Genomic DNA, 23453 nt, shown 5'->3' with positions numbered 1-23453 from the left:
AGACTTTTGTCCTTTCTTTTCTGTTGAAATCTGGTGTTTTTCGTGGTGCGGCGATTTTGCTTTTTTCTGTTGAATTTCTGTTATAGGCTGCGGTCTAAGAAAAACTACTTATAGGCGAGTAACTATGTCAGAGAGTCCGTCATCGCTACGCCGAAACGTCAATATGCTGGGTACCCTGCTCGGGGATGTTATCCGGGATCATAAAGGCGATGCTTTTTTCAATAAGATCGAAGCGATTCGTCAACTATCAAAAGCGGCCAGAAGTGATGAAGGCCACGATGCTTCTGAAAACGCCGATCAGCAGGCACTGCTGGAGCTGCTCCACGAACTGCCCGATAACGAACTGACCCCCGTCGTACGTTCTTTCAGCCACTTTCTGAATCTCACCAACATTGCTGAACAGTACAACCTGGTGTCCCGGGAGTGTGAAGACAGTTATTGCGTGCCGGATCATTTTCAGGAACTCCTGAAAGCCCTCAAGCAAAAAGGCTTTTCTGATCAGCAAATTGCCGATAAGGCCGCAGAACTGGATATCGAGGTGGTGCTGACGGCACACCCGACAGAAGTAACCCGTCGTACACTGATTCAAAAATACGAACAGATTTTTCAATGTCTGGATGAGTTGGACAACCCTTCTCTGGCAGAACGTGAACAGCAACGGGTGGAAGGTCGTATTCGCCAGCTGATCACACAAGCGTGGCACACATGGGAATTCCGCAGTAAGCGCCCAACACCAGTAGACGAAGCGAAGGGCGGCTTTGCTACTATAGAACACTCGCTCTGGTCTGCAGTGCCACAGTTTGTCCGCAAAATGGATGAACAGCTTCAGTCGTTTACTGGTGAGCGCCTGCCAATTGATGCAGTGCCGGTGCACTTTTCTTCCTGGATGGGTGGTGATCGTGACGGCAACCCATTTGTCACGTCAGAAGTGACCCGGGAAGTATTGTTGCTCAGCCGTTGGATGGCCGCTGACTTATATCTCCGTGATTTAAAACCGCTGATCAGCGAACTCTCCATGAACGATTGCAGCGATGAGCTGCGTGAGTTGGCAGGGGATTCTCTGGAACCGTATTGGGAGGTTTTGAAAGACCTGCGGGAAAAACTGAAACACACCCGGCAGTGGTGCGAACGGGCGCTGGCTCGTCATGGCAGTGCCAATGAGTTACCAACGGCTGGCGTGCTGTTTGATAACGACGATCTGATCAAGCCTTTGCGCCTTTGCTATGAATCGCTGCACAGTTGTGGCCTTGGTATTATCGCTGATGGCCCACTGTTGGATGTGTTGCGCAGAGCTCATTGCTTTGGCTTAACGTTGATTAAGCTGGATATCCGTCAGGAGTCCAGCCGTCATACGCAGGTGTTTAGTGAGCTGACTAAATCACTCGGCCTGGGTGACTATGAACACTGGGAAGAGCTGGAGCGCCAGAGCTTCCTGTTGAAAGAACTGCAAAATCCAAGACCACTGTTACCCCACAACTGGAAGCCCAGTGCCGATGTGCAGGAAGTGCTGGATACCTGTCGTGTGGTTGCCGCCGAAGGTGCGAAAGCACTGAACTGTTACGTGATATCCATGGCGAAAAAGCCATCGGATGTGCTGGCAGTGGCGCTGTTATTAAAAGAGTGTGGTGTGGATTTTGATATACCCATCGCACCCCTGTTTGAAACGCTGGATGACTTGGATAACGCCCAGGAATGTATCCGTCACCTGTTGTCTTTACCGTGGTACCGCGGCTATTGCCACGGCGGCCAGATGGTGATGATTGGTTATTCCGACTCGGCAAAAGATGCCGGCTGGATGGCGGCAGCCTGGGCGCAATATCGCGCCATGGAGGCGGTCACCAAAGAGTGTACGGAAGCGGGTGTTCGTTTGACACTGTTCCACGGCCGTGGCGGTACCATTGGCCGTGGTGGCGGCCCTGCACATGCGGCGATTCTTTCTCAGCCTCCGGGTTCTGTGAATAATCGCCTGCGAGTCACTGAACAGGGAGAAATGATTCGCTTCAAGTTTGGCTTCCCTCAGGTCGCCGTTCAAAGCTTGATGCTTTATGCCAGTGCGACATTGGAAGCCACGCTATTACCACCACCAACGCCTAAGCAGGAATGGCGGGATGTGATGGATCAGCTCTCTGAAGATTCCGTGAAGGTTTACCGTGGCATTGTGCGGGAAGAGCCGGATTTTGTGCCTTATTTCCGAGCCGTTACCCCTGAACTGGAATTGGGTAAGTTACCGCTGGGTTCTCGCCCGGCAAAACGTAAACCCAACGGTGGTGTGGAAAGTCTGCGGGCTATTCCATGGATTTTCGCCTGGACGCAGATACGACTGATGTTGCCTACCTGGTTAGGCTGTGGTCAGGCGCTGGCGACCGCCATCGAAAAAGATAACCGGGGCGTCATCGAAGATATGATGACCAACTGGCCATTCTTCAAGGCTCGTCTGGATATGCTGGAAATGGTGTTTATGAAAACCGATGCCCAGCTGGCGAAATACTATGAAGATCAACTGGTGCCAGAAAACCTTCGTTACCTTGGCGAACGTTTACGTCACATGTTGTCTGATGCCATTGGTATTCTTTTGGATTTAAAAGGTGGCGATGAACTGATGTCTGGCAACCCTCAGACCCGGGAGGCCATTGCTCTGCGAAATCCTTATACCGACCCTCTTAACTTCTTGCAGGCAGAATTGCTGCAGCGAGTTCGTGCTGAGAGCTCTGATGAAGATGAAAAGCTGAGTGAAGCCCTTGAGCAGGCATTAATGGTGACCATGGCAGGTATTGCTGCAGGTATGCGCAATACCGGCTGATGGTTTATGTTCTCAGTGGCCGGCTATCTGGCCACTGGGTTCAAATACACGACCGTTTCGAGATAAGATGGCCTGACAATAAAAAGAACACAAGTCAGGGTATCTTATGAACCATTCCGCAATGGAAGCATTTCGTTCCAATTACCGTTTGGCAATCACCCCCGGATACAATGGCTGGCTGCATATGTTTTCGGTTGTCGCCGTTGGTCTATTGGTGATTATATTCTCCCTTTTTCAATTGCAGTCTGTTTCCACTTTGGAGTGGTTCGTTTTTCCTGTCACGATGTTGGCTGTTAACTTCGCCGAGTATTGTGCTCACCGCTGGCTTGGTCATCAAAAAACGAATATTGGTAAGTTGTTTTATCAACGCCATACCGGTGATCATCACTCCTTCTTTCTGGAAGATGCCATGGACTATCAAAGCGTCCGTGACTGGCGGGTTGTATTGTTTCCGGTCTATCTGATTTTTGCATTTATTATTGGCTTGATCCTGCCTGGCGGTTATACCAATGGCGTTTTTAAATTATGGAGCGAGCAATTTATTTTGGGCGACTGGGAAAGGCGAAGAGATGAGTCATAGCCGTAGCTATGGCGAGGAACTTCAACGCAGATCCAGTCGGTCAAAATAGCTGCGCAGCCCATAATTTAAAAACAGAATTGGTATTTTTGTTGTCATGGTTGCTCAACGATAACGTTGCGTTTTTGTACGCTGCAGCGGCTATTTCTGGCTACCTGTTCTATGAGGTTATGCACTTCAGTTACCACATTCCCAGTGGCGATCGAGCTGAGAAGTGCTTTCTGTTGGTGCCTGGATGGCGGCAGCTGCGTCAAACTCATATTCTCCATCACAAGCGCCACAAAATGACTGAGGCAAACTTTAATATTACGTTGCCGGTATTTGATTTTCTGTTGGGCACGCTTTATTGGGAGCCAATAGGAAAGAAATAACATTGTGAAAAAAACGGCTGAATGAACCGCTGTTCACTGGTTACCGGTTCATTTTACTTGTTAGTCAGATGCGGTTTAGACAATCGAACTATACTGCATATCATCCGTTCTATTGAGCAACACGCCACTTCCTCTCTCTTAGCCCAACTTTTTATTAGCGAAAGTGCTTCCCGAGCATTATCCGGAGCCAATATGTCGCAGTCGTTTAATATCCTGAAACAACCCAAACCTTTCTATTTAATCTTTTTTATCGAGCTGTGGGAGCGCTTTGGCTACTACGGCCTGCAGGCGCTGTTATCGCTGTATCTGGTACAGAGTCTTGGGCTTGATGAAGACGACGCCTTTATCACGTTTGGTGCATTCAGCGCCCTGGTTTTCGGTTTTGTCTCGGTTGGCGGGTTTATTGGTGACAACCTGTTTGGCGCCAAGAGAACGATGGTTCTTGGCGCGCTGGTGATGATGGCTGGCTACTTGATGATGGCGTTCTCTAAGAATGATCAATCCATTGTCTATCTGGCGCTTGGTGTTATTGCTGTTGGTAATGGGTTATTCAAGGCCAACCCTGCAAGTTTACTGGCTAAATGTTATGCAGAAGGCGACAGTCGTCTGGATGGCGCTTTTACCCTTTATTACATGTCCATTAACATTGGTTCCTTTATTTCAATGACCATGGTTCCCTACATAGCAGACTATTTTGGTTGGGGTATGGGCTTTCTGGCCAGTGCTATTGGACTATTTATTGCTGTCAGCAATTATTTCCTTATGCGTCACTGTGTGTCTGATTACGGGTCTAAACCCGATTTCAGCCCAGTGTCGTTAAAAATACATGTATTGCTATACGCTGCAATTATCATTGCCTGTGCGTGCAGTGCTCTCGTGCTGAATTATTTAATGATGGCAAATATCCTGCTCGCTGTTGTGGGCACTGGCGCATTGATAAAATTCATAAAAGAAATTCTGGTGGCAAAAGAGCATGATCGACGAAAGATGATTGTTGTTCTGGTGCTTATGCTGGAGGCCGTGGTGTTTTATGTCATGTATATGCAGATGCCAACCACTCTGAATTTCTTTGCTATCCAAAATGTGCAGCCAGTGTTGCTGGGCATTACGATCAATCCAGTCACTTTTCAATCCTTAAACCCATTCTGGATTATGGTTGTCAGCCCCATATTCGCCTGGCTTTATAATCGCACTGAGCAGGATGGCCACGGCTTGAGTATGCCGGGTAAATTTGCGCTTGGAATGTTATGTACTTCGCTCAGCTTCCTCATTTTACCCATTGCGGCAAAGTTTGCGGATGACCTGGGTGTTGTTTCATCATCCTGGCTGGTTCTGAGTTATCTGTTTCAAGCGATGGGTGAGTTATTGATCAGTGGTCTCGGGTTGGCAATGATTGCCCAGCTTGTACCCTCACGCCTTCACGGCTTTATTATGGGTATCTGGTTTCTCACCAGTTCTGCAGCTTCGGTCATTGCTGGTCATGTCGCGGGGATGACGGTATTGGACGACGATGAGGTGTTAACCGCCCTTGATACCTTGCCCATTTACAGTGATTTTTTCACTCGCATGGGCGTTATATCCCTTGGCGTTGCCATTCTGATGATGCTGTTTGCCCGTAAACTGCACCGCATGATTGTAAGTAGTTAACCACCTGAAATCATATTTTCTGACTCATTTATCAGGTCCTCTGTCTGCGTTGCTTTTATGCCCTTGGGTGCTATCTCCTGCATCCATGCAGTCGTGCGGCGTTACATCTGCGATCACATAGCTACGGCTATGCTCACTCCGATGTGCCTTGCATAGTAACTAACCACTAAGCCAGAAATATTCGATTTCATATGATCGGGTACTTAAAGGAATGAAAAGCACAGATCCTTTTTAAGTAGACTACCCTGTATGAGGCTTAATACTATGAGGTCTATTGATATGCCATTTGTTTCTGTAAAAACGGTTAAGGGCGTGTTTAACGAGATTCAAAAGCAGGAAGTGATGGATGGTATTTCAGAACTGTTGGTCAAGGTAGCCGATGTGGGCAAAGACGGTTTTCAGGATGCTGTCTGGGTAGTGATTGAGGAGCAGGAGCCGGGGAATTGGAATCAGGGAGGTGAGAGCATTGAGTTAGATGCTTCAAGGAAGCGTCGGGGACGGTAATTTAATGTCAGCGTGTGTCTGAATTTTTCTCATTTTTGAGTATCTATGTCACCAAGCAATTCAGTGGAATGGATACTCTAAGTGCCCGATCATAAGTACCCAATCATATGAAAACCTATTTTCGGACTCATTGATCAGACCTTCTGACTGCGTTGCAACTCTGGTCACATAGCTCGCTATGCTCCCGCCGTTACACCTTGCAGAGAACCTGATCAACAAGCCAGAAATATTTGATTCCATTTGGCCAACTGCTTAAAAGTATTATCAGCCGGAGTTAAGCACCCCCTACGAATCATAAAGGTTTCCATACGAGACGATTGCTCTGCAGCCCTTATTCCTTCGTTAAAAGTGCGTAACATCAGTTATCACTATGTTATTGGATTTAAGGGCGTTGGAATTCCCTAAAGAATGTACTTTGCAGGTGCTGACTTGTTTTGTGAAAGAAAATCAAACATAAGTAGTTAACCACCTGAAATCATATTTTCTGACTCATTGATCAGGCCCTCTGACTGCGTTGCAACTCTGGTCACATAGCTCGCTATGCTCCCGCCGTTGCGCCTTGCAGAGAACCTGGTCAACAAGCCAGAAATATTCGATTCCAAATGGCCAACTACTTACCCCAGACATGTTGCTGAAATAATGGATTTCATGGCGATAAAAGTTCGTGGGGATGTGAATGATCACTTTAAGTATGGTTTGAAGTGACTGAGTTTGAAACCGGCGACTATTACTACATGTCGTTCAATGACAGCCCTGCCAACAAACCATTGGTGGCGATTTTCGATGCCCGCATGGAGACACTGGCTAAAGAAGGCTTTCTGGAAGAACTTTATGCCTACTGGATGGTGGATATGCCTGAGCCTTTGGTAGCATTGAGTGGTAATAATAAGTAGTAACAGTGGGCAATAAATTGTTGCAAAAATATGAACACTATTTGACAGCATTAAGTTCCCTTGCTTTTTGCCCTGCTATAAGATGCTGGAATATAAAAGCTATAAAGCATGGGAAGGAATTATTGTGCCAGACGTAGTGATTAGTGGTACCGGGCTCTATACCCCGTCAGAGTCAATCAGCAATGATGAGTTGGTTGAAGCATTCAACAACTGGGTGGATCAGGAAAACGATCTGAACCGTGAAGCCATTGCTGCTGGTGAAGTTGAGCCGTTGGCAAAGAGTAGCAGTGAATTTATAGAAAAGGCTTCCGGCATTGTCAGCCGCTATGTTGTCAACCGGGATGGGGTTCTTGATCCTCAGCGAATGATCCCCCGGATTCCTGATCGATCAAATGATCAGATGTCCATTCAATGTGAAATGGCCATTCATGCCGCTCGGGGTGCCTTGGCGCAAGCGCAGGTGGATGCCACTGAAGTCGATATGGTTATCGTTGCCTGCTCCAATCTTCAGCGTGCTTATCCCGCCATTGCGGTAGAGATTCAGCATTATCTGGGCTGCGATGGTTATGGCTACGATATGAATGTGGCTTGTTCATCGGCGACCTTTGGTATTAAAGCGGCAGCCGATGCCATTCAAAGCGGTTCCGCAAAACGGGTGTTGATGGTGAACCCGGAGATCTGTTCTGGTCACCTGAATTTCCGTGATCGGGACAGTCACTTCATCTTCGGCGATGCTTGCACAGCCGTATTGTTGGAGCGTGAAGATCTGGTTCGTCGTAAAGACGGCTACAAAGTGGTTGGTTGTCATCTTTGGACTCAATTCTCCAACAATATCCGCAACAACTTCGGTTTCCTGAATCGTGGTGATGAAGAGGGTGTTGGTAAGCTGGACAAACTGTTTATCCAAAACGGTAGAAGGGTGTTTAAAGAAGTCTGCCCGCAAGTGGCGAAGCACATCGCAGGTCATCTTGAGTCTTTGGAATTGACTGCCAGTGATATGAGCCGGTTATGGCTTCACCAGGCCAATCTGAACATGAACCAGCTGGTCGCCCGCAAGCTACTGGGGCGTGAGCCTACGGCACAGGATGCACCGGTTATTCTAAATGAGTACGCTAATACCAGTTCTGCAGGCTCCATCATCGCTTTCCATAAGCATTCACTGGACCTAAATGCCGGTGATAAAGGCGTGATTTGCTCCTTTGGTGCAGGTTACTCCATCGGAAGCGTGGTGGTTGAAAGGCAGCAAGGGTAGTCTTAGGTAAGACAGTCCAAGCTTGTCACCGGGCGTCAGGCTGTATATCCTTGTCGGCTTTTTAGAAGTTTGCGAATTATCCAGGCCAGACGCTGTCTAAATGCCTATAGCATAAAACAGGCATAAGCATTGGCTTCGATGGCTGGCAACAGGAGATTTTCATGCGCGTAATTCTGCTGGGTGCGCCGGGCGCCGGTAAAGGGACTCAGGCTCAATTTATCATGGAACAGTATGGGATTCCCCAGATATCTACTGGCGATATGCTCCGTTCTGCTATCAAGAATGGTACTGAGCTAGGTAAAAAGGTGAAGGCAGTGATGGACTCTGGAGCTTTGGTTTCTGACGACATCATCATTGCGCTGGTGAAAGAACGTATCACTGAAAATGATTGTGCACATGGCTTTCTGTTCGATGGTTTCCCTCGCACGATTCCTCAGGCTGAAGCCCTGCGTGATGCGGGTGTTGCCATTGATCACGTGGTTGAAATCGCTGTTGCCGATGAAGAAATTGTCAAGCGGATGAGTGGTCGTCGCGTGCATCCTGAAAGCGGCCGTACTTACCACGTGGTATTCAATCCACCTAAAGAAGAAGGTAAGGACGACGTCACCGGCGAAGCGCTGGTTCAACGTGCGGATGATGAAGAAGCAACCGTTCGCAAGCGCCTGGGTGTTTACCATGATCAGACGGCACCATTGGTGGCTTTCTATCAGGAAATGGGCGGTGAAACCCGCTACAGCCGTATTGAAGGTGTAGGTTCTGTTACTGATATCAAGCAGCAGGTGCTGAATGCCCTGAAGCCGGTAATTGCCTGAGAACCAGTGGTTCTTGATTAAATAAGAAAAGCCGGAGTGTTAAGTACCCGATCATATGAAATCGCATATTTCTGGCTTAGTGGTTAGTTACTGTGCAAGGCACATCGGAGTGAGCATAGCCGTAGCTATGTGATTGTAGATGTAACGCCGCAGAGTGGCTGACCACTAAGTCAGAAAATATGATTTCATATGGTTGGGTGCTTATACACTGCCGGCTTTTTTGATTGTTTTAAACAGATAGACTTAAAAACCATCATGAAAATCCTTGCACTGGATACCGCCACAGAAGCTTGTTCTGTTGCCCTGAATCTGGATGGTGAAGTGATTGAACACTTCGAGCTATCCCCCCGTCGCCACAGTCGTGACCTGTTGCCGATGGTTGAGTCACTGCTGGCCAAAGCCGGGGTTACACTGAAACAGCTTGATGCCATTGCCTTTGGCCGCGGCCCTGGTGCATTTACTGGTTTACGTGTGGCTACCGCCATGACTCAAGGGCTGGCTTATGCCGTCGACTTGCCGGTAATCCCGGTGTCCACGCTGGCCGCTCTGGCACAGCAGGCGTACCGTGAACAAAAAACATCCCACGTACTTAGCGCCATTGATGCCCGCATGAACGAAGTCTACTGGGGCGCATATAAGGCAGAGAATGGCCTGATGATGCCTATGCTTGATGAGCAGGTGATTGCTCCTGAGCTGGTTTCTGCGCCGGTAATTGATACCCAATGGTATGGCATTGGCACCGGCTGGGCTTTTCGGGAGCAAATGCCGGTAACGGTGTTTGATTGCCTGACGGAAACCTGGCCAAGAGCCTACGATATAGCCCTGCTGGCTATCGCCGACTTTACTATGGGTAAATTACTTCCCGCCGAGCAGGCCATGCCTGTGTACCTTCGGGATAAAGTGGCTCTGAAAAAGTCGGAACGTTAAGGCAGAGGACAACATAATGGATGCATTTCAGACGATCATTCTTGCCCTGATTCAGGGCATTACCGAGTTTTTGCCAATTTCAAGCTCTGGCCATCTGATTCTACCGGCACAACTCTTTGGCTGGACAGATCAGGGGCTGGCGTTTGATGTCGCCGTTCATATGGGTACGCTAACGGCAGTCGTTGTTTATTTTTGGAAAGACCTGTTTGCCATCGCCAAGGACTGGCTGGGATCACTGGTGGGCAAAGGCTCAACCTTTAACAGCCGTTTGGGTTGGTACCTGATTTTTGCCACATTACCTGCAGTAGTTTTTGGTCTTGCACTCAAAAGCATGGGGCTGGACGATGCCATGCGGACGGTAGCTGTCATCGCCGGTACTACACTGATCTTTGGTGCACTGCTGGGTTGGGCGGATGTGAAGGGTACTCATGTTCAACCGCTGGATAAAATGTCATTTAAACAAGCCATGTTTATTGGTTTTGCCCAGGCGCTGGCGCTGATTCCCGGTACCTCGCGTTCTGGTATTACCATGACTGCGGCATTGATGATGGGCTTTACTCGTGACGCTGCTGCCCGTTTTTCTTTTCTGTTATCCATTCCAGTCATTGTAGGTGCAGGCAGTTTGCTTTTATTGGATCTGGTAAAAAGCACGGTGCCGGTGGATTGGAATACGCTCGCTATGGGAACAGTGGTTTCAGCCATTAGTGCCTGGGTTTGTGTTTTTTGTTTTTTATCATTTATTAACCGTATTGGTTTGATGCCATTTGTCGTTTATCGAATGATACTTGGGGTGGTTTTATTAGGTTTTGTTTTTCTTTGAATCTGACATCGATAGCTTTACTGACTGTTGGATTGTCCAACTTATAGATTCGATCTTCGTTTTTTGAGGAACTAAACCATTTTTAAAAGAGTCTCAGGTTGTTTGTAGTGCATTAATATTGACCTGAGGCTTTTCTTATATGGCTCCCCCAATTACTCCCCCAATGACGCCACCATCGACATCCAGATTAGACTCACTGGCAGAGGATCAAATGCATGCCTGCAGTGAGGATCTGAAACAATTTAGTGAATCCGGACCTTTAGCTGAAAAATTAGCTGCAGCTAAGAATATTGTGGAGTATTTGGCGAATCCTGAGAGGACTGATCAAGAGCTTAAGGATTTTAAAGCGCCAAATGGATTTACACCGCTGTTTTTCGCAGCAATATCCTGTGGTGTCAGTGAGGATGCCCGGATTGATTTAATCAATAAGTTGTACTCAATTCTAGAGCCTGAAAAGTTTATCAGTCATTGCACTGATAAACTTGATGAGAGTGAGCTGCATTTTGAAGTTGGAAGCAAAAAAATGCCGTTGGCTAATAATGATTTGCCAGCGCACGGAGCCATTTTTACTGGTTCATTGGGTGTTTTGAAAACACTGCTTGGTTTTGAGGAGAATGCAACAGGAATGATCGGCTGTGGGGTAAATAATACTGGAAATAATTACTTCAACTTAGCGGCAAGCCAACAAATCGATATTCTGAACTATTTGTGTGAAACGTTCCGTGGTCGGGAAGGGTATGAGGTACTTCTTAATCATCAGACCGACCAAGCACAAACACCTCTTCATCAGGTGGCAAGGAGTGGTAAAGATGACAAGCTTCAAGTATTTGCGAAATTGTTGGTAGAGGGTGCAAGTAAAAGTCTGGCTGCGATTAATCATGACGATATGACACCCTTGGATTGCTTAGCGCTGGAAACTGATGCTGAGTATGAAAAAGTGCAAACAGCGGTCAGTGATTGTATTGATCAAATGGATTTAGCTACTGATGTAAAGGATGCCAAAAAGAAAGAAGTTTTTTCAACACTTGATGAGGCTTATAAGACCTACAAGGACAACAAGAAGCAACTGTCAGCACGTGTACAGGGTTCAAATATTCATCCTTGAGGTCACATTCTTGATATCGTGATGCGTTTGTCATATTACCTGACGGTGCATACTTCTAATAAACAGAGCTAACCCGATCATGCATAAGCATAGAAGTAATGTTGGTAATGAGCCTGTGACCATAAACAAGGTGTTGCCTGATCGGGTTTCAGCTTCTGAGCTCAGAACGCCTTGGGTAAATCGAGGAATGGTTTCAAGCACTTTACCTTTCTCGTTAATCAGTGCCGTAATACCATCATTGGTCGCACGAATCATATATCGCCCGGTTTCCAACGCCCGCATGCGAGCAATCTGAAAATGCTGAACCGGGCCAATGGATTGACCAAACCAAGTGTCATTGCTGATGGTGATCAAAAGATCACTGTCGTTTGCTAATTGGGCGGCAAAGTCTGGATAAACCACTTCATAACAAATGTAAGGTGCGATCTGTGCGTTTCCGGCTTTTAGTAATTCCTGTTCAGGGCTTCCCTTAGAGAAATCAGACATGGGCAGATTGAAGAAATCAATCAAGCCGCGAAGTGCAAACTCCATCGGTACATATTCACCAAAGGGCACCAACTGTTGTTTGAAGTACATACCTTCACCTGCGCCCATAGACAGAATACCGTTGTAATAGCGGGTTCTATCACCGGAGTTGTCATCTACGGGCATGCCGAGAATCAGAGCGCTGTTGTTCTGTTTGGCGTGCCTGTCCAGCTGGTTCATTAACCCTTTGGCACGGTTGTAGAAAAGCGGAATGGCATTTTCGGGCCAAATCACCAAATCCTGATCCCAGTGGTCCTCACTCAAATCCATATAGGTGTTCAGAGTGGATTGCACATAACGCGGATCCCACTTTAAACTCTGGGGAATATTTCCCTGCACAGCACTAAACGACAAAGTGCCGGTTTTCTCTGTCCACTGAACAGATGATAGTGACCAGGCCAAAGCCCAACACGCCATAAATGGCAATAGTGCCAAAAGGTTCTGTTTCTTCTGCGAGCTAGGAATCAGCAACGTAACAAGCAGGCAAATCGTAGCGGTGATTAACAGGCTGAGGCCGTAAGTTCCGGTTACAGGTGCTAACCCGGAAAAGGGTGTATCAATTAAGGTGTAGCCAAGCAATAGCCATGGGAACCCGGTAAACAACCAGCTGCGAACCCATTCAAACAGTACCCACAGTCCGGCAAAAAGAAGTGCTTGCTGCCAGGGTTGCAATTTATTGCCGGCATTGGTTTTTCGTTGGTTTAACCAACCATAAATCCAGAACAGCGGTAGAATCATTGCCGCCGAAACACCGGCGACAAACAGTGAGGTTAAAAGCCCTGCCAGCAGAGGCGATGCAGCACCAAATTCATGAATACTGACGTATACCCAGGATGTTCCCGCGCCAAACATGCCAAGCCCAAAAACAAAACCGCACAGTGCAGTGACTTTTACGGGAAGGTTTCTACTGAGTAGAAAAATAGCGCCCACAGCCAGCATGGAAATCGGCCAGTAATCAAACGGGCTGAAGCCAAGGGGAATAAGAGCACCTGCTGCCAGAGACAGCAGGTAACGAACAGCATTTATTGAAGAGAAGGTGCGAGGCATTAGCAGGGCGTGACTCTCAGCAGTCGAATACGACGACCATCAGCGTTTAAAACATCAAAGCGGAAACCGGAGATTTCTACCGATTCACTGCGGGTTGGCATATGGCCAAACTCTTGCATAACGATGCCACCGATAGTGTCAAACTCGTCATCCGGAAACTTGGTGATGAACTGCTCATTGAAGTCTTCAATGGGCGTCAGGGCTTTTACAATGAAGGAGTGTTCAAGATCATCCGCCGGTTTGATGTAAGAATCTTCATCCACATCCGTTTCATCTTCAATGTCACCGACGATCTGCTCCAGAACGTCTTCAATGGTCACCAGACCGGCCACACCACCGAATTCATCAATGACAATGGCCATATGGTTGCGGTTGGTTCTGAATTCCCGCAGCAAAACATTGAGTCGCTTGCTTTCCGGAATAAACGTCGCCGGACGTAAGTGGTTCTTGATGTTGAACTTGCTGGTAGTGTTAAGAATCAGCGGCAGCAGATCTTTGGCGAGTAGAATGCCAATGACTTCGTCTTTGGTGTCGCCAATCACGGGAAAACGAGAGTGAGCTGACTCAATCACCTGTGGCAGAAATTCGGCAGGGTTCTGATCCTCATCAACGCAGACCATCTGGGAACGGGGAATCATGATTTCCCGAACCTGCATGTCTGCTACCTGAACGGCGCCTTCGATGATGCTCAGTGCTTCATCATCCAGCATGCCCCGGGTTCCGGCATCGCGCAAAATAGTGAGCAGTGCACTGCGGTCTTTGGGATCGTGGTTGAACATCCCGGTGATTTTTTCAACCCAGGAGGTTGACGAATGGTCATCCGTCGAATGGTCGTCGCTCATTGCCCTCGTTCTTCATAAAAGTGCCATTGTCGTCTGGCAGTGATTGAGTTAATGATCCTGATACGGATCAGGATAGCCAAGCTGTCGCAGAATGTCTGTCTCGAGAGATTCCATCGCTTCTGCTTCCTGATCCACTATATGATCATAGCCAAGCAGGTGAAGTGTGCCATGAACCATCATGTGCGCCCAGTGGGCATCGAGACTTTTTTTCTGCTCCATGGCTTCTTTTTCGACCACCGGAGCACAAACAATAAGATCGCCTAACAGTGGCAGCTCAAGCTCTGGCGGTAGGTCAGAAGGAAAAGACAATACATTGGTCGGCCCTTCTTTGCCTCGCCACTGACGATTCAGCTCTGCGCCTTCTTCAGCATCAACAATTAAAAGGCTGATTTCAGCTTCTTCACGCTGGCTGCTTTTTGGGCAGCCTGTGACTGCGGCTGCTGCCCATTTTTCCAGATGATTTTGATCCGGCAAGCGCTGGGAAGCACTGTTGATCATGATATCGACGTGCACTGTTGTCATTCTTCAGTGCCTTTATTAACGGGTTTACGGAACGGCGTTTTGTTTTTTTCTGCATGAACTTTCTGATCGTAACGATCATAGGCTTGCACAATGCGTTGTACGATTGGGTGACGGACGACGTCTTTTGCCGAGAACCAGGTAAAGCCAATACCCTCGACGCCTTTCAGAACCTCAATGGCACTTTTCAGGCCGGACTGGGTCGATTTAGGCAGGTCGATCTGGGTAATGTCACCGGTAATCACCGCGGTGGAGCCAAAACCTATTCGGGTCAGAAACATTTTCATTTGTTCCTGCGTGGTGTTCTGGGATTCATCCAGAATAATAAACGAGTTGTTCAGAGTGCGCCCGCGCATATAGGCCAATGGCGCAACTTCAATCACGTTCTTTTCAATAAGCCGGTCAACCCGTTCAAAGCCAAGCATTTCATACAATGCATCGTAAAGAGGTCGCAGGTAAGGGTCGATTTTCTGGGACAGATCACCCGGTAGGAAACCCAGTTTTTCGCCGGCTTCCACCGCTGGGCGAACCAACAGAATACGGCGAATCTGTTCTTCTTCTAACGCCTGTACTGCCGCGGCAACGGCCAGATAGGTTTTACCCGTACCGGCAGGACCAATACCAAAATTGATATCGTGCTGCAGAATGGATTTAACGTAGTTCTGCTGGTTGGGACCACGAGGGGTGATCAAACCTTTGCGGGTACGCAGGGAAATCAGTTTGTCTTCGGGTTCTTCGTGAATCCATTCAACAGCGGATTCCTGCAAAAACAGGTGAACGGTGTTAGGGCTCAAAGGTTCATCTTTGCCGGTTTCTCTGAACAGGCGCTTGAGAATTTCTCCGGCAACCTCGGCGTTTTCACCGTGCACGGCAAAACTATTACCCCGGTGGCGTATAGAAACCCCCAGACGTTCTTCGATTTGCTTAAGGTGCTGATTGAATTGCCCACAGAGCTCGGCAAAACGCAATGGTTCGTCGGGTTCAAGAGAGAAACGGCAGATATGTTGGGAGGGTTCCTGGTGAGTGTCTGTATTCAAAGTCTGTGTCTGGCCTCTACGTCAATATGGCTATGTTACAGGGTCGCTTTTGGCGGGTAAATAAGAAGGAGTGTGACAAAGATTTTCCTGAGAGGAAAAGATAAATATAAAAAATGGAACTTTATTACCGGAAAACAATCATTAACTGTAGATATTTCGCCAATTACTGTTGGCTCTATTGCTACATTAGGGAGGTTTTCAGTGCCGGGAGTAAATGGACATAGAGGCAGCTATGAGATGGGTTTGGATTATAAACCCTATAATGAGTCCAGTCATGATTGTCCGAATGCAAGTACAAGAGTCTCGAATAAAAAGCGGGCCAAAAAAGCCAGAAAATCTGAGACAAGCCTAAATGGACGAAGTGTGGCTAAGACAGCTAGTCAACCGACTCCATCGTTTATCAAAGCAGTAAATTCTGACGTTGGTCGATTCCGGGCATTCTCAGAAATGACGTTATTGCAAAAGTTTGTTTGTGTTCTCAGCGTAATGCCGAACCTTTCTCAAGGTGGAGCCAGCAGTGCATCCTCACAAACGACTTTACAACGATATTCAAACAGTTTCCCTCAGAGCAATCGTTTTGATAGTGGAATCTGTGGCCTGAATAACATGACATATCCTATGGCATTGCCAGAGCGAGTTCAGAGTAACGCAAAGGCCATAGGGTCTTTACCAGAGAAAATGAGCCGGCATCAGTCAGTTAAAGGTAAGAATAGAGCCTGTCCGCTTCCTACATTGCTTGAGCAGATTGGCCCTGAACAAAATGTAAAAAGGGCTTTCAAGAAATCCGATGAAGTGGAAGTGTCATTTGGTTTACGACAAACCTCAACAGTTTCTGTTCCCCTGGCTTATAAGTCTTTTTCCGAAAAGGAAAAGGCACTAAAGCAGTTGTATCATTGGATAAGCTCGGTGCAGAAGTCCATTGATAGCGACAATGACGGAGGTGGTAAACTATTTGGCCGCCTGGAATATGACCAGGGCACCGGCAAACTGACTATGCAGCCACATTATAATTATTGGCGTTCACAAACCCCCTGCTTCCAAGGGCTGATTGATGAAGCAGAAGCGCAGTGGGGCGCTCTAAAGTCGATATTGGTATATCAAAAAACTACGGGAAACTATGATGAGTTTGCAAAGCAGTTTGAGGCTTCTGAGGCTGGTTTCATTGAGTCCTTGAGGGCGATTGCAGGCACGATGTATCCGGATTTGCTAACGGCGAAAGAACGCCTTCGCGTTGCAGGAAAGATCTTTGGCGTAAATTTTGATAATGATTTAAATCATAACATTCAATCAGACGACGTTGGAGCTCCGATTGAAGGGGATAAAAAGATAGTGTTACCCAAGGACTCTACCGGGGTGGTTGATTTATCTAAACACAAAGAACCAAAAAAACTGTTGAAACAACAATGGAAGAAGCTGCAAGCTTTTGAGGATGAGTTTGAAAAACATTTTGGCGACCTGCAGCGTGCTTGCCTTGCCCGAGAGGCGGCTCAGAATAAAGAGTCTGAGCAGCATTGTAAGAAACAGGAAAAAATAGATCGAGCTAGAGTGATCAGAGATCAGGTGGAAGCCCGTCAGAAAGAGGTGGAGGCGAATCGCAATTCATTTGGCATGAAAGCGCTTAAAACTGCGTCAACTGTATATATTGGAGCATTGGCGGCTTTGGGCGTGACTTTAGCCGTTGCGGCCACAACGCCGAAGAAGTATCAGAGTTACCGAAGGCGAAGAGTTGAAATTAACACCGGGCAGATTATTCAAAAAATCGCAAAGCAGAGAGCGCTGGCTTTACACAATCTCAAAGAGCAGATGATACAGTGTGAAAAAGCTGCAGTAATATCAAGACTCTCTCATAAAAAATTCGATTTGCCGGAGGAGAATCATTCCTTTCAGACTTTCCCAAGTGGTTGGCATGAGCACAATGAGAATGACTTTAGTAAAAGGTATTATCGATATCCGAAGTTGTCAAAAAATGAAAGAAGAGCAAAAAAGCGAGAGGAGAATGGGAATAAGGCATCTGAAGCAGGTTCATTTTTGGACAAGGCCAAGCAGGTTTTGTTAAGCAAAAACAGTATTCCAGATTACCCATGGAATGAAGAGATTCCCTGGGGACACCAATGTATCAAGCCAATTTATAGTAAAAACAAGCATATTTTGGCCCATGCTTATTGTGATCTAAACAACTTGGCTAATGGGAAAAGTAAAATATCAGATGCGGATATTAAGAAAATAGGAGAAATTCATGAGTCAGGACGATATGCTTCCCATGAAACCGGTGCCACTGGCTATAAATGCTTTATGCACAAAAATTGGAAAATTTGGGAGTTCAAGTTGAGTTCAAATAGAAGGTGCTTCGGGTTTACCGTTAAGCCAAATCGAGAAGGTAAAGCTGCCGGGGTTAATGATTTGGTGGTCTTTGATAGAATTTTGTCCAAATAGGTAAGTGCACGAAGAAAGGGCTTGAGTCAGGTGTTTTTATCGATTTGGTCGAATATCAAATCGATAAAAACACCTGTTTAGGCTTTTGTTACGCAGCACTTTCCAATTCGGAGCGAATCAAAGTTCCACGCAGGGAGTGTGGCAGTGCTTCAACAACTTCCACATCGGCAAAACGACCAATCAGGCGCGGATCGGTGCACTGGAAGTTCACCACTCGGTTGCACTCTGTGCGACCAGAGAGTTGGCCCGGGTCTTTTTTAGAGTAACCCGTCACCAGAATCTTCTGGGTGCTACCAACCAGTCGGCGGCTGATCTGAGCTACCTGCTGATTGATTCGATCCTGCAGAATCGCCAGACGCTGCTTTTTGGTTTGTTCAGATACATCATCAGGCATATCAGAAGCGGGAGTGCCCGGACGCTTGCTGTAGATAAAACTGAAGGAAGCGTCGAAGCCCACTTCGGCAATGAGGTTCATGGTGTCTTCGAAGTCCTGATCGGTTTCGCCGGGGAAGCCGACGATAAAGTCGGAAGAAATACGCAAGTCTGGACGAATGGTCAGCAGCTGGCGGATTTTTCTCAGGTAATCATCAGAAGTGTGTTCCCGCTTCATCAACTGCAGAATACGATTAGAACCACTTTGCACTGGCAGGTGCAGATGACTCACCAGTTCAGGGACTTCGGCATAGACGTTGACCAGGCTGTCGGAGAACTCAAGAGGGTGTGAGGTGGTGAAGCGGATTCGATCGATGCCATCAATGGCAGCAACGACGGTGATCAGTTCCGCCAGATCGCAAAAAGAGCCGTCGTGCTTTTCACCACGGAAGGCATTAACGTTCTGCCCCAGCAGGTTGATTTCCCGAACGCCTTTTTCCGCCAGGCCAAAACATTCAGCGATGACATCATCCATAGGGCGGCTGATTTCGGCACCGCGGGTGTAGGGAACGATGCAGTAAGTGCAGTATTTGTCGCAGCCTTCCATAATGGATACGAAGGCGCTTGGGCCGTCCACACTGGGCTCTGGCAGGCGGTCAAACTTCTCGATTTCCGGGAAGGTGACGTCTACCACGGGGATTTGATTGGATTGTGTTGCATCAATCATATCCGGCAGGCGATGCAGGGTTTGTGGACCAAAGACCACGTCTACCTGGGGTGCGCGCTTGCGAATTTCTTCCCCTTCCTGACTGGCAACGCAGCCGCCCACACCAATGATCAGGTCCGGATTCTTTTCTTTCAGTTTGCGCCAGCGGCCCAGCTGGTGAAAGAGTTTCTCCTGGGCTTTTTCCCGCACAGAGCAGGTGTTGACCAGCAGTACATCGGCCTCTTCAGGATTGTCTGTCAGCTCCAGAGTATGGGTTTCGCCGAGCAGATCTGCCATACGGGCTGAATCGTACTCGTTCATCTGACAACCGTGGGTTTTGATATACAGTTTTTTGCTCATGTCACACTTTACTGGCCTGTGCTCGGGAGCCTGAATAAACTAAGACGCAGAACTCCGATCAGGCTCAAACCTACCGTTGAGGTTAAGCCTGCTGTTAATAAACCGAGCATTATAGCCGTCAGACTGACAGTATGATAGTCACAGTGTCCCTCGGAAACAGGAAAAAGACTGCGGTCTATTCCACAGTTTTTTCCAGGCGTTTCACTGTTGTCCAGTCCAGAGGCTGGTTTGTGTATGGGTTGCGACCAGTATTCATGTACTGACTTTGAAGGCATTCATAACTTAGCTGTTTTCCACCGAGAAGCACCATCTGGTCACTGTTAACATGTGTCAGTTGGCAACTTCCGATATTTTCAGTTTTAAGCGCGACCAGTGACGAAAAACCAGGCGTTGATTTCATTCGCTGATATTTTTGCCAGGGTGTGTAGGTTTTGAGGAAGGCTTCGAAGGCTTTCTCATCACAATGCTGAGTAACGGTGGTGTAGGCTTTTTCGATATCTTCGTCGGATACACCCGAAAGACGCCTGTATTTCATCTGACTGGTATTGCCGGGAAGGCCAAGCTTCTCGCGCAGGCCAATTTGAAATGCGAGTTCCACTTCGACCTCATCGACGGCCTTCAGCGTTTTCATATGCTCCCGTGCAAGCTGGTTTACATGAGTTAATAGCATCTTCTGGCGCGCAAATGTGCGAAGTGAGATTGGATTATCATTATTCAGAGCGTCTTGTTCAGCTTTGGTTTCCTGTATAAACGTTTCGATTTCATCCATGCCCAGAATCGCCCGGTCAGTACATGAAGCCTGAGCACTAAAGACTTGATAAATGACAGCATTTTTAAACTTTTCGCCACCCTTGGCCAGTGCTTCTATGAGGTTGATCACTCGCACTGCAAGCGGGTTTTTAGTTTTTACGTTGGTAAATTCCCGGGTAGAGGTCAGCTGACTAAGGTAGTCGCGCAGACTCTTTATTTCATCTTGCTTGAGTTCTAGCAGAGGGCAGTCAGTCTTTACATCGGCGTGAGCTGCCCAGAATTTCCAGGCGGTATGCAGATTATCAAAGGTTTCAACAGGTTTGCTGTGTGGCATGGAAATCTGAAATCGGATACCCGGCGCATCAATAGTTTGCAGATTTTCCAGGATCTCGGTTGAAAGCCCGGTGTTCTCCAGGCTGATGGTTCGTTCCCCATATTTCCCAGGGCCCAGATCAAAGATATTATTGGGTAAGGCTGTGAGGTTGGGCACATTACGAAGTATGAGATTCCTTCCGAGTTTTAGGTGGCGAGGCAAGGTTTGAAGGGGAATGTCTGAAAGAAAAAGCTGGCCATCCACATCCAAATCGTCCGGCAATGAATCAAGGTTTCTGCAAGATTTAATCATTAAATCGTCCGGGGTAGAAAAACCATCTGGCAGGTGTGTTAAACCAGAACAGTTATTCAATTCTATTTCCCCTGAAATAAAATTACCTTCATGTGTTTCATTGTGCCTCATGTTATACGAGGCCGTGCCTTCAGGGTTTTGAACATTATTGTCTTGTAAATACTTGTAGTGGTTATAAGGCAAGCTTTTAATTTCATGGCATCCTGAAATCTCGAGACGGTCGTAGATGCATAATCGCTTTTTGGGAAATTGTTTCAGATTTTTGCATTGGCGCAGCGTCACATTATGGGAGTTGAGCGAGTCCGGAAGGGTCGTTACAGCTTCACAGCAAGCAATATGAATGTCACTACTCAACAGTTCTTCTGTGCCAGTAAAATTAATGGTTGGACAGTTCAAGATATCAAGCTGGGAGTTGGCTTTGAGCACTTTTGGTAGTTTCTGAACATTTGATGCTCTGTTCACTTTGAGTTTGGAACATGACAGTTTTTCCGGGAATACAATGGAATCCTTTTCAGACGCTATAGTAATTTTTCCGTCTACCTCATAAATAACCCCAGTAGAAAAGGTATTCTCGCGCATCATTTTCTTGAAATCGTCAGCTGTAAGCTTGACGCTTTGATCCAGGGCACCCGAGCTAGAAGGCGTGGTGCGGGTACAACCGGCAGCGTCCCGATCGGAGAGATTTCTTATCTCCGGACCTGATCCAGGTGCCGGCTCTGGCGTATATCTCTCCTGAGTTGTATTAGCCTGAAGGTCGGGGGCTGGTAAATTGGTCTGATTGGTTTCATTCGCTGTTGATGATGTGTTAATGGGATGCATTGGGGTTCTCCTTTCTCCGTAAGCGTTTCTGATGGCACTGTTTCAGAATGTAGTGGAAAAATCATTGAAATAACTCAGATGCCTATCCGCACCTCGGGATAATGGTAAAAATCGAGCCTTCCACTATTGCTGCGAGCAGAGCCGTTTGTGATTATTTCTTTTGCCTGTTTAAACCTAAATTCAGCAGTTGGCCGCTTGAAATTCTCTGTAGGCTTCAGGAATAAAAGCTCTACGCAGAATTGGCTGTTCACCTTTTGGGTGACCTGAGATAACGCTCTGCGGTTTTCTGAAAAATTTCAGCGCCCTCCGCTGCGTTGCGTTGCGTCATTTGCCAAGGACTACGGCCATTGGTCGCATGACGCGCCTTGCTAAGAACGCTGAAATTTTCCAGAAAAACCGCATCCAACTGCTGAATTTAGGTAAAAAGATAGAGGAATTTGTTGTAGAAATCGCTAACAACCAGGTAAGTGCAGCTAACATAATGGGCAGGGCTGCTATGCATAGCAGTAAGGCACGTTATTACTGAGTAGAAAGGTCATTAAATACCTACTTTTTTATTCGCTTCTGGAGTTTGTCCTTTGTGTTATTATTATTCCCCTTTTTCTGTTCTGTTATGGCAGGGCTTGACTGGTAATAGCGATATATGTTGAAAACCCCAATATTCAAAGTAATCTTCCAAAACCAGGGCGAAGTGTTTGAGATTTATGCACGGCAGATTTTTCAAAGTGAGCTGTGGGGTTTTATTGAAGTAGAAGAGTTTGTCTTTGGTGAGCGCAGCCAGCTGTTGGTTGATCCGGGCGAAGAAAAACTGAAGGCTGCTTTTGAAGGCGTTAAGCGCAGCTATATTCCACTGAATACCATTATTCGGATCGATGAAGTGGAGAAAGAGGGCGCCGGTAAGGTGTCTGAAGCAAAGGGCGATAATGTTCGACCTTTTCCTGTGATGCCTCATCTGCCGGCAAGGGATTGATGACAATACCCCGCATTTTAGCGGGGTTTACAGCGTTTGTTTAGTGCGATCCTTAAACACAAAATAAAGCCCTGTGCCCATTAACAAGTTGCCAAGGCCGATCAGGTAACGGAATAAATCCAGCCTTAAATACCCCGCCAGAGTGCCTTCCGTACCAATAATCAGAGCACCAATGAAATAGCTGGATACACCAGTGAGCACCAGCCAGCGCGCATTGTTATCGATGGCGTTGCGGAACACCGAATACACAATAATCAGCAGTAAAACGGTGTTCTGAAGGTCGCGGTAAATGATATCCATGCCATACCAGCGGGAGACTTCATACATCAGACAAATTCCGATGATCAGCTTTCCCCAGATGGGTTTGTTCCATGCTTTAGTGGAAACACCCAAGATGGTAGCAATGCCGATAAGTGGGGGTGCCATGTACATCGCAGCGTTGGACAGCATTTCATGGGGTGATGCCCAGATATTGGAAAAACCATAGCGCAAACTGCCAACAATGGAAGCAAGACCCATTAATATAAAGCCAATCAGTGCGGCGGTTGCAGAACCTTTATGAAGGTCGGCAAACGCTTTTTGCTGAGCCATCATAAAAACGGCAAACAGGCAGGCCAGAGCCAGAATAGCATCCGATAACGCCAGAGAACTCATTGTTAGCAAGTTGGTACAACCACACGTTCATTAACTGTTAAATTACCTTCGTCGTATGTTATACAAAATGCGACGAAGGGTTTATA

The 23453-nt window shown here is 47.1% G+C and carries 21 protein-coding genes; 14 read left to right on the top strand and 7 right to left on the bottom strand.

Features of this window, described 5'->3' with window-relative positions:
- Nucleotides 1-124: 124 nt before the first annotated feature.
- From ppc to Q1B11_RS04610, 11 genes are all read left to right on the top strand, one after another.
- On the top strand, nt 125-2800 hold the full coding sequence (gene ppc, locus Q1B11_RS04660) for a phosphoenolpyruvate carboxylase (protein WP_299728354.1): 2676 nt from the start codon (nt 125-127) through the stop codon (nt 2798-2800).
- A 106-nt stretch (nt 2801-2906) separates the two neighbouring features.
- Nucleotides 2907-3380, top strand: coding sequence for a hypothetical protein (locus Q1B11_RS04655; RefSeq protein WP_299728351.1), 474 nt, complete (start codon nt 2907-2909; stop codon nt 3378-3380).
- A gap of 89 nt (nt 3381-3469) precedes the next feature.
- Nucleotides 3470-3748: a hypothetical protein gene (locus Q1B11_RS04650; protein ID WP_299728348.1), complete on the top strand. Its 279-nt coding sequence runs from the start codon at nt 3470-3472 to the stop codon at nt 3746-3748.
- A 192-nt stretch (nt 3749-3940) separates the two neighbouring features.
- Nucleotides 3941-5395 carry an oligopeptide:H+ symporter gene (locus Q1B11_RS04645; protein WP_299728346.1) on the top strand — a complete coding sequence of 485 codons (1455 nt, stop codon included), beginning with the start codon at nt 3941-3943 and terminating at the stop codon, nt 5393-5395.
- A gap of 264 nt (nt 5396-5659) precedes the next feature.
- The gene (locus Q1B11_RS04640) at nt 5660-5899 is read left to right on the top strand and encodes a tautomerase family protein (protein WP_299728343.1); all 240 of its coding nucleotides are present in this window, start codon (nt 5660-5662) and stop codon (nt 5897-5899) included.
- Between the two features lie 701 nt (nt 5900-6600).
- Nucleotides 6601-6792: a hypothetical protein gene (locus Q1B11_RS04635; RefSeq protein WP_299728340.1), complete on the top strand. Its 192-nt coding sequence runs from the start codon at nt 6601-6603 to the stop codon at nt 6790-6792.
- A gap of 124 nt (nt 6793-6916) precedes the next feature.
- Complete coding sequence (locus Q1B11_RS04630; RefSeq protein WP_299728337.1) at nt 6917-8044, top strand: beta-ketoacyl-ACP synthase III; 1128 nt, start codon at nt 6917-6919, stop codon at nt 8042-8044.
- A gap of 161 nt (nt 8045-8205) precedes the next feature.
- Nucleotides 8206-8856, top strand: a complete 651-nt coding sequence (gene adk, locus Q1B11_RS04625) for an adenylate kinase (protein ID WP_299728334.1) — start codon at nt 8206-8208, stop codon at nt 8854-8856.
- 255 nt (nt 8857-9111) lie between these two features.
- Nucleotides 9112-9783 carry a tRNA (adenosine(37)-N6)-threonylcarbamoyltransferase complex dimerization subunit type 1 TsaB gene (gene tsaB / locus Q1B11_RS04620; RefSeq protein WP_299728331.1) on the top strand — a complete coding sequence of 224 codons (672 nt, stop codon included), beginning with the start codon at nt 9112-9114 and terminating at the stop codon, nt 9781-9783.
- Nucleotides 9784-9799: 16 nt separating this feature from the next.
- On the top strand, nt 9800-10603 hold the full coding sequence (locus tag Q1B11_RS04615) for an undecaprenyl-diphosphate phosphatase (protein ID WP_299728328.1): 804 nt from the start codon (nt 9800-9802) through the stop codon (nt 10601-10603).
- 139 nt (nt 10604-10742) lie between these two features.
- On the top strand, nt 10743-11708 hold the full coding sequence (locus Q1B11_RS04610; protein ID WP_299728325.1) for a hypothetical protein: 966 nt from the start codon (nt 10743-10745) through the stop codon (nt 11706-11708).
- A 30-nt stretch (nt 11709-11738) separates the two neighbouring features.
- Here Q1B11_RS04610 and lnt read toward each other — a convergent pair whose 3' ends face one another.
- From lnt to Q1B11_RS04590, 4 genes are read right to left on the bottom strand one after another with little or no spacing between them, the layout of a single operon-like run.
- Complete coding sequence (lnt, locus tag Q1B11_RS04605; RefSeq protein WP_299728322.1) at nt 11739-13280, bottom strand: apolipoprotein N-acyltransferase; 1542 nt, start codon at nt 13278-13280, stop codon at nt 11739-11741.
- Nucleotides 13280-14122, bottom strand: coding sequence for a transporter associated domain-containing protein (locus Q1B11_RS04600; RefSeq protein WP_299728319.1), 843 nt, complete (start codon nt 14120-14122; stop codon nt 13280-13282). The genes lnt and Q1B11_RS04600 overlap by 1 nt, the downstream gene beginning before the upstream one ends.
- 48 nt (nt 14123-14170) lie before the next feature.
- Nucleotides 14171-14644 (bottom strand): rRNA maturation RNase YbeY, encoded by a 474-nt coding sequence (ybeY, locus tag Q1B11_RS04595; RefSeq protein WP_299728316.1) that lies wholly within the window; start codon nt 14642-14644, stop codon nt 14171-14173.
- A complete protein-coding gene (locus Q1B11_RS04590; protein ID WP_299728313.1) occupies nt 14641-15678 on the bottom strand; it encodes a PhoH family protein in 1038 nt (345 codons plus the stop codon). The genes ybeY and Q1B11_RS04590 overlap by 4 nt, the downstream gene beginning before the upstream one ends.
- Before the next feature lie 72 nt (nt 15679-15750).
- On the opposite strand from Q1B11_RS04590, the gene Q1B11_RS04585 reads away from it, so the two are divergent.
- Complete coding sequence (locus tag Q1B11_RS04585; RefSeq protein ID WP_299728310.1) at nt 15751-18111, top strand: hypothetical protein; 2361 nt, start codon at nt 15751-15753, stop codon at nt 18109-18111.
- Nucleotides 18112-18199: 88 nt separating this feature from the next.
- Here the strand turns inward: Q1B11_RS04585 and miaB are convergent, their stop codons facing one another.
- Both miaB and Q1B11_RS04575 read right to left on the bottom strand, forming a co-directional pair.
- Nucleotides 18200-19549: a tRNA (N6-isopentenyl adenosine(37)-C2)-methylthiotransferase MiaB gene (gene miaB / locus Q1B11_RS04580; RefSeq protein ID WP_299728307.1), complete on the bottom strand. Its 1350-nt coding sequence runs from the start codon at nt 19547-19549 to the stop codon at nt 18200-18202.
- Between the two features lie 175 nt (nt 19550-19724).
- Nucleotides 19725-21350 carry an NEL-type E3 ubiquitin ligase domain-containing protein gene (locus Q1B11_RS04575; protein WP_299728304.1) on the bottom strand — a complete coding sequence of 542 codons (1626 nt, stop codon included), beginning with the start codon at nt 21348-21350 and terminating at the stop codon, nt 19725-19727.
- Between the two features lie 748 nt (nt 21351-22098).
- Here Q1B11_RS04575 and Q1B11_RS04570 point away from each other — a divergent pair.
- Both Q1B11_RS04570 and Q1B11_RS04565 read left to right on the top strand, forming a co-directional pair.
- Nucleotides 22099-22269, top strand: a complete 171-nt coding sequence (locus Q1B11_RS04570) for a hypothetical protein (RefSeq protein ID WP_299728301.1) — start codon at nt 22099-22101, stop codon at nt 22267-22269.
- A 117-nt stretch (nt 22270-22386) separates the two neighbouring features.
- Entirely contained in the window at nt 22387-22713 is a 327-nt protein-coding gene (locus Q1B11_RS04565; RefSeq protein WP_299728298.1) for a DUF1820 family protein, read from the top strand.
- A gap of 27 nt (nt 22714-22740) precedes the next feature.
- On the opposite strand, the gene Q1B11_RS04560 is transcribed toward Q1B11_RS04565, so the two are convergent.
- The gene (locus tag Q1B11_RS04560; RefSeq protein ID WP_299728295.1) at nt 22741-23376 is read right to left on the bottom strand and encodes a hypothetical protein; all 636 of its coding nucleotides are present in this window, start codon (nt 23374-23376) and stop codon (nt 22741-22743) included.
- Between the last annotated feature and the right edge of the window lie 77 nt (nt 23377-23453).

Origin of the sequence: uncultured Endozoicomonas sp., assembly GCF_947495845.1 — a bacterium.
GTDB lineage: Bacteria > Pseudomonadota > Gammaproteobacteria > Pseudomonadales > Endozoicomonadaceae > Endozoicomonas.
This window is presented reverse-complemented; position numbering and strand designations above follow the sequence as displayed.

Bases quoted from the DNA above. Each gene is read 5' to 3' on its own strand.
- ppc (WP_299728354.1), top strand. From the start codon at position 125: ATGTCAGAGAGTCCGTCATCGCTACGCCGAAACGTCAATATGCTGGGT.
- tsaB (WP_299728331.1), top strand. From the start codon at position 9,112: ATGAAAATCCTTGCACTGGATACCGCCACAGAAGCTTGTTCTGTTGCC.
- Q1B11_RS04645 (WP_299728346.1), top strand. From the start codon at position 3,941: ATGTCGCAGTCGTTTAATATCCTGAAACAACCCAAACCTTTCTATTTA.
- Q1B11_RS04655 (WP_299728351.1), top strand. From the start codon at position 2,907: ATGAACCATTCCGCAATGGAAGCATTTCGTTCCAATTACCGTTTGGCA.
- adk (WP_299728334.1), top strand. From the start codon at position 8,206: ATGCGCGTAATTCTGCTGGGTGCGCCGGGCGCCGGTAAAGGGACTCAG.
- Q1B11_RS04570 (WP_299728301.1), top strand. From the start codon at position 22,099: ATGACGCGCCTTGCTAAGAACGCTGAAATTTTCCAGAAAAACCGCATC.
- ybeY (WP_299728316.1), bottom strand. From the start codon at position 14,644: ATGACAACAGTGCACGTCGATATCATGATCAACAGTGCTTCCCAGCGC.
- Q1B11_RS04640 (WP_299728343.1), top strand. From the start codon at position 5,660: ATGAGGTCTATTGATATGCCATTTGTTTCTGTAAAAACGGTTAAGGGC.
- lnt (WP_299728322.1), bottom strand. From the start codon at position 13,280: ATGCCTCGCACCTTCTCTTCAATAAATGCTGTTCGTTACCTGCTGTCT.
- miaB (WP_299728307.1), bottom strand. From the start codon at position 19,549: ATGAGCAAAAAACTGTATATCAAAACCCACGGTTGTCAGATGAACGAG.
- Q1B11_RS04610 (WP_299728325.1), top strand. From the start codon at position 10,743: ATGGCTCCCCCAATTACTCCCCCAATGACGCCACCATCGACATCCAGA.
- Q1B11_RS04615 (WP_299728328.1), top strand. From the start codon at position 9,800: ATGGATGCATTTCAGACGATCATTCTTGCCCTGATTCAGGGCATTACC.
- Q1B11_RS04565 (WP_299728298.1), top strand. From the start codon at position 22,387: ATGTTGAAAACCCCAATATTCAAAGTAATCTTCCAAAACCAGGGCGAA.
- Q1B11_RS04600 (WP_299728319.1), bottom strand. From the start codon at position 14,122: ATGAGCGACGACCATTCGACGGATGACCATTCGTCAACCTCCTGGGTT.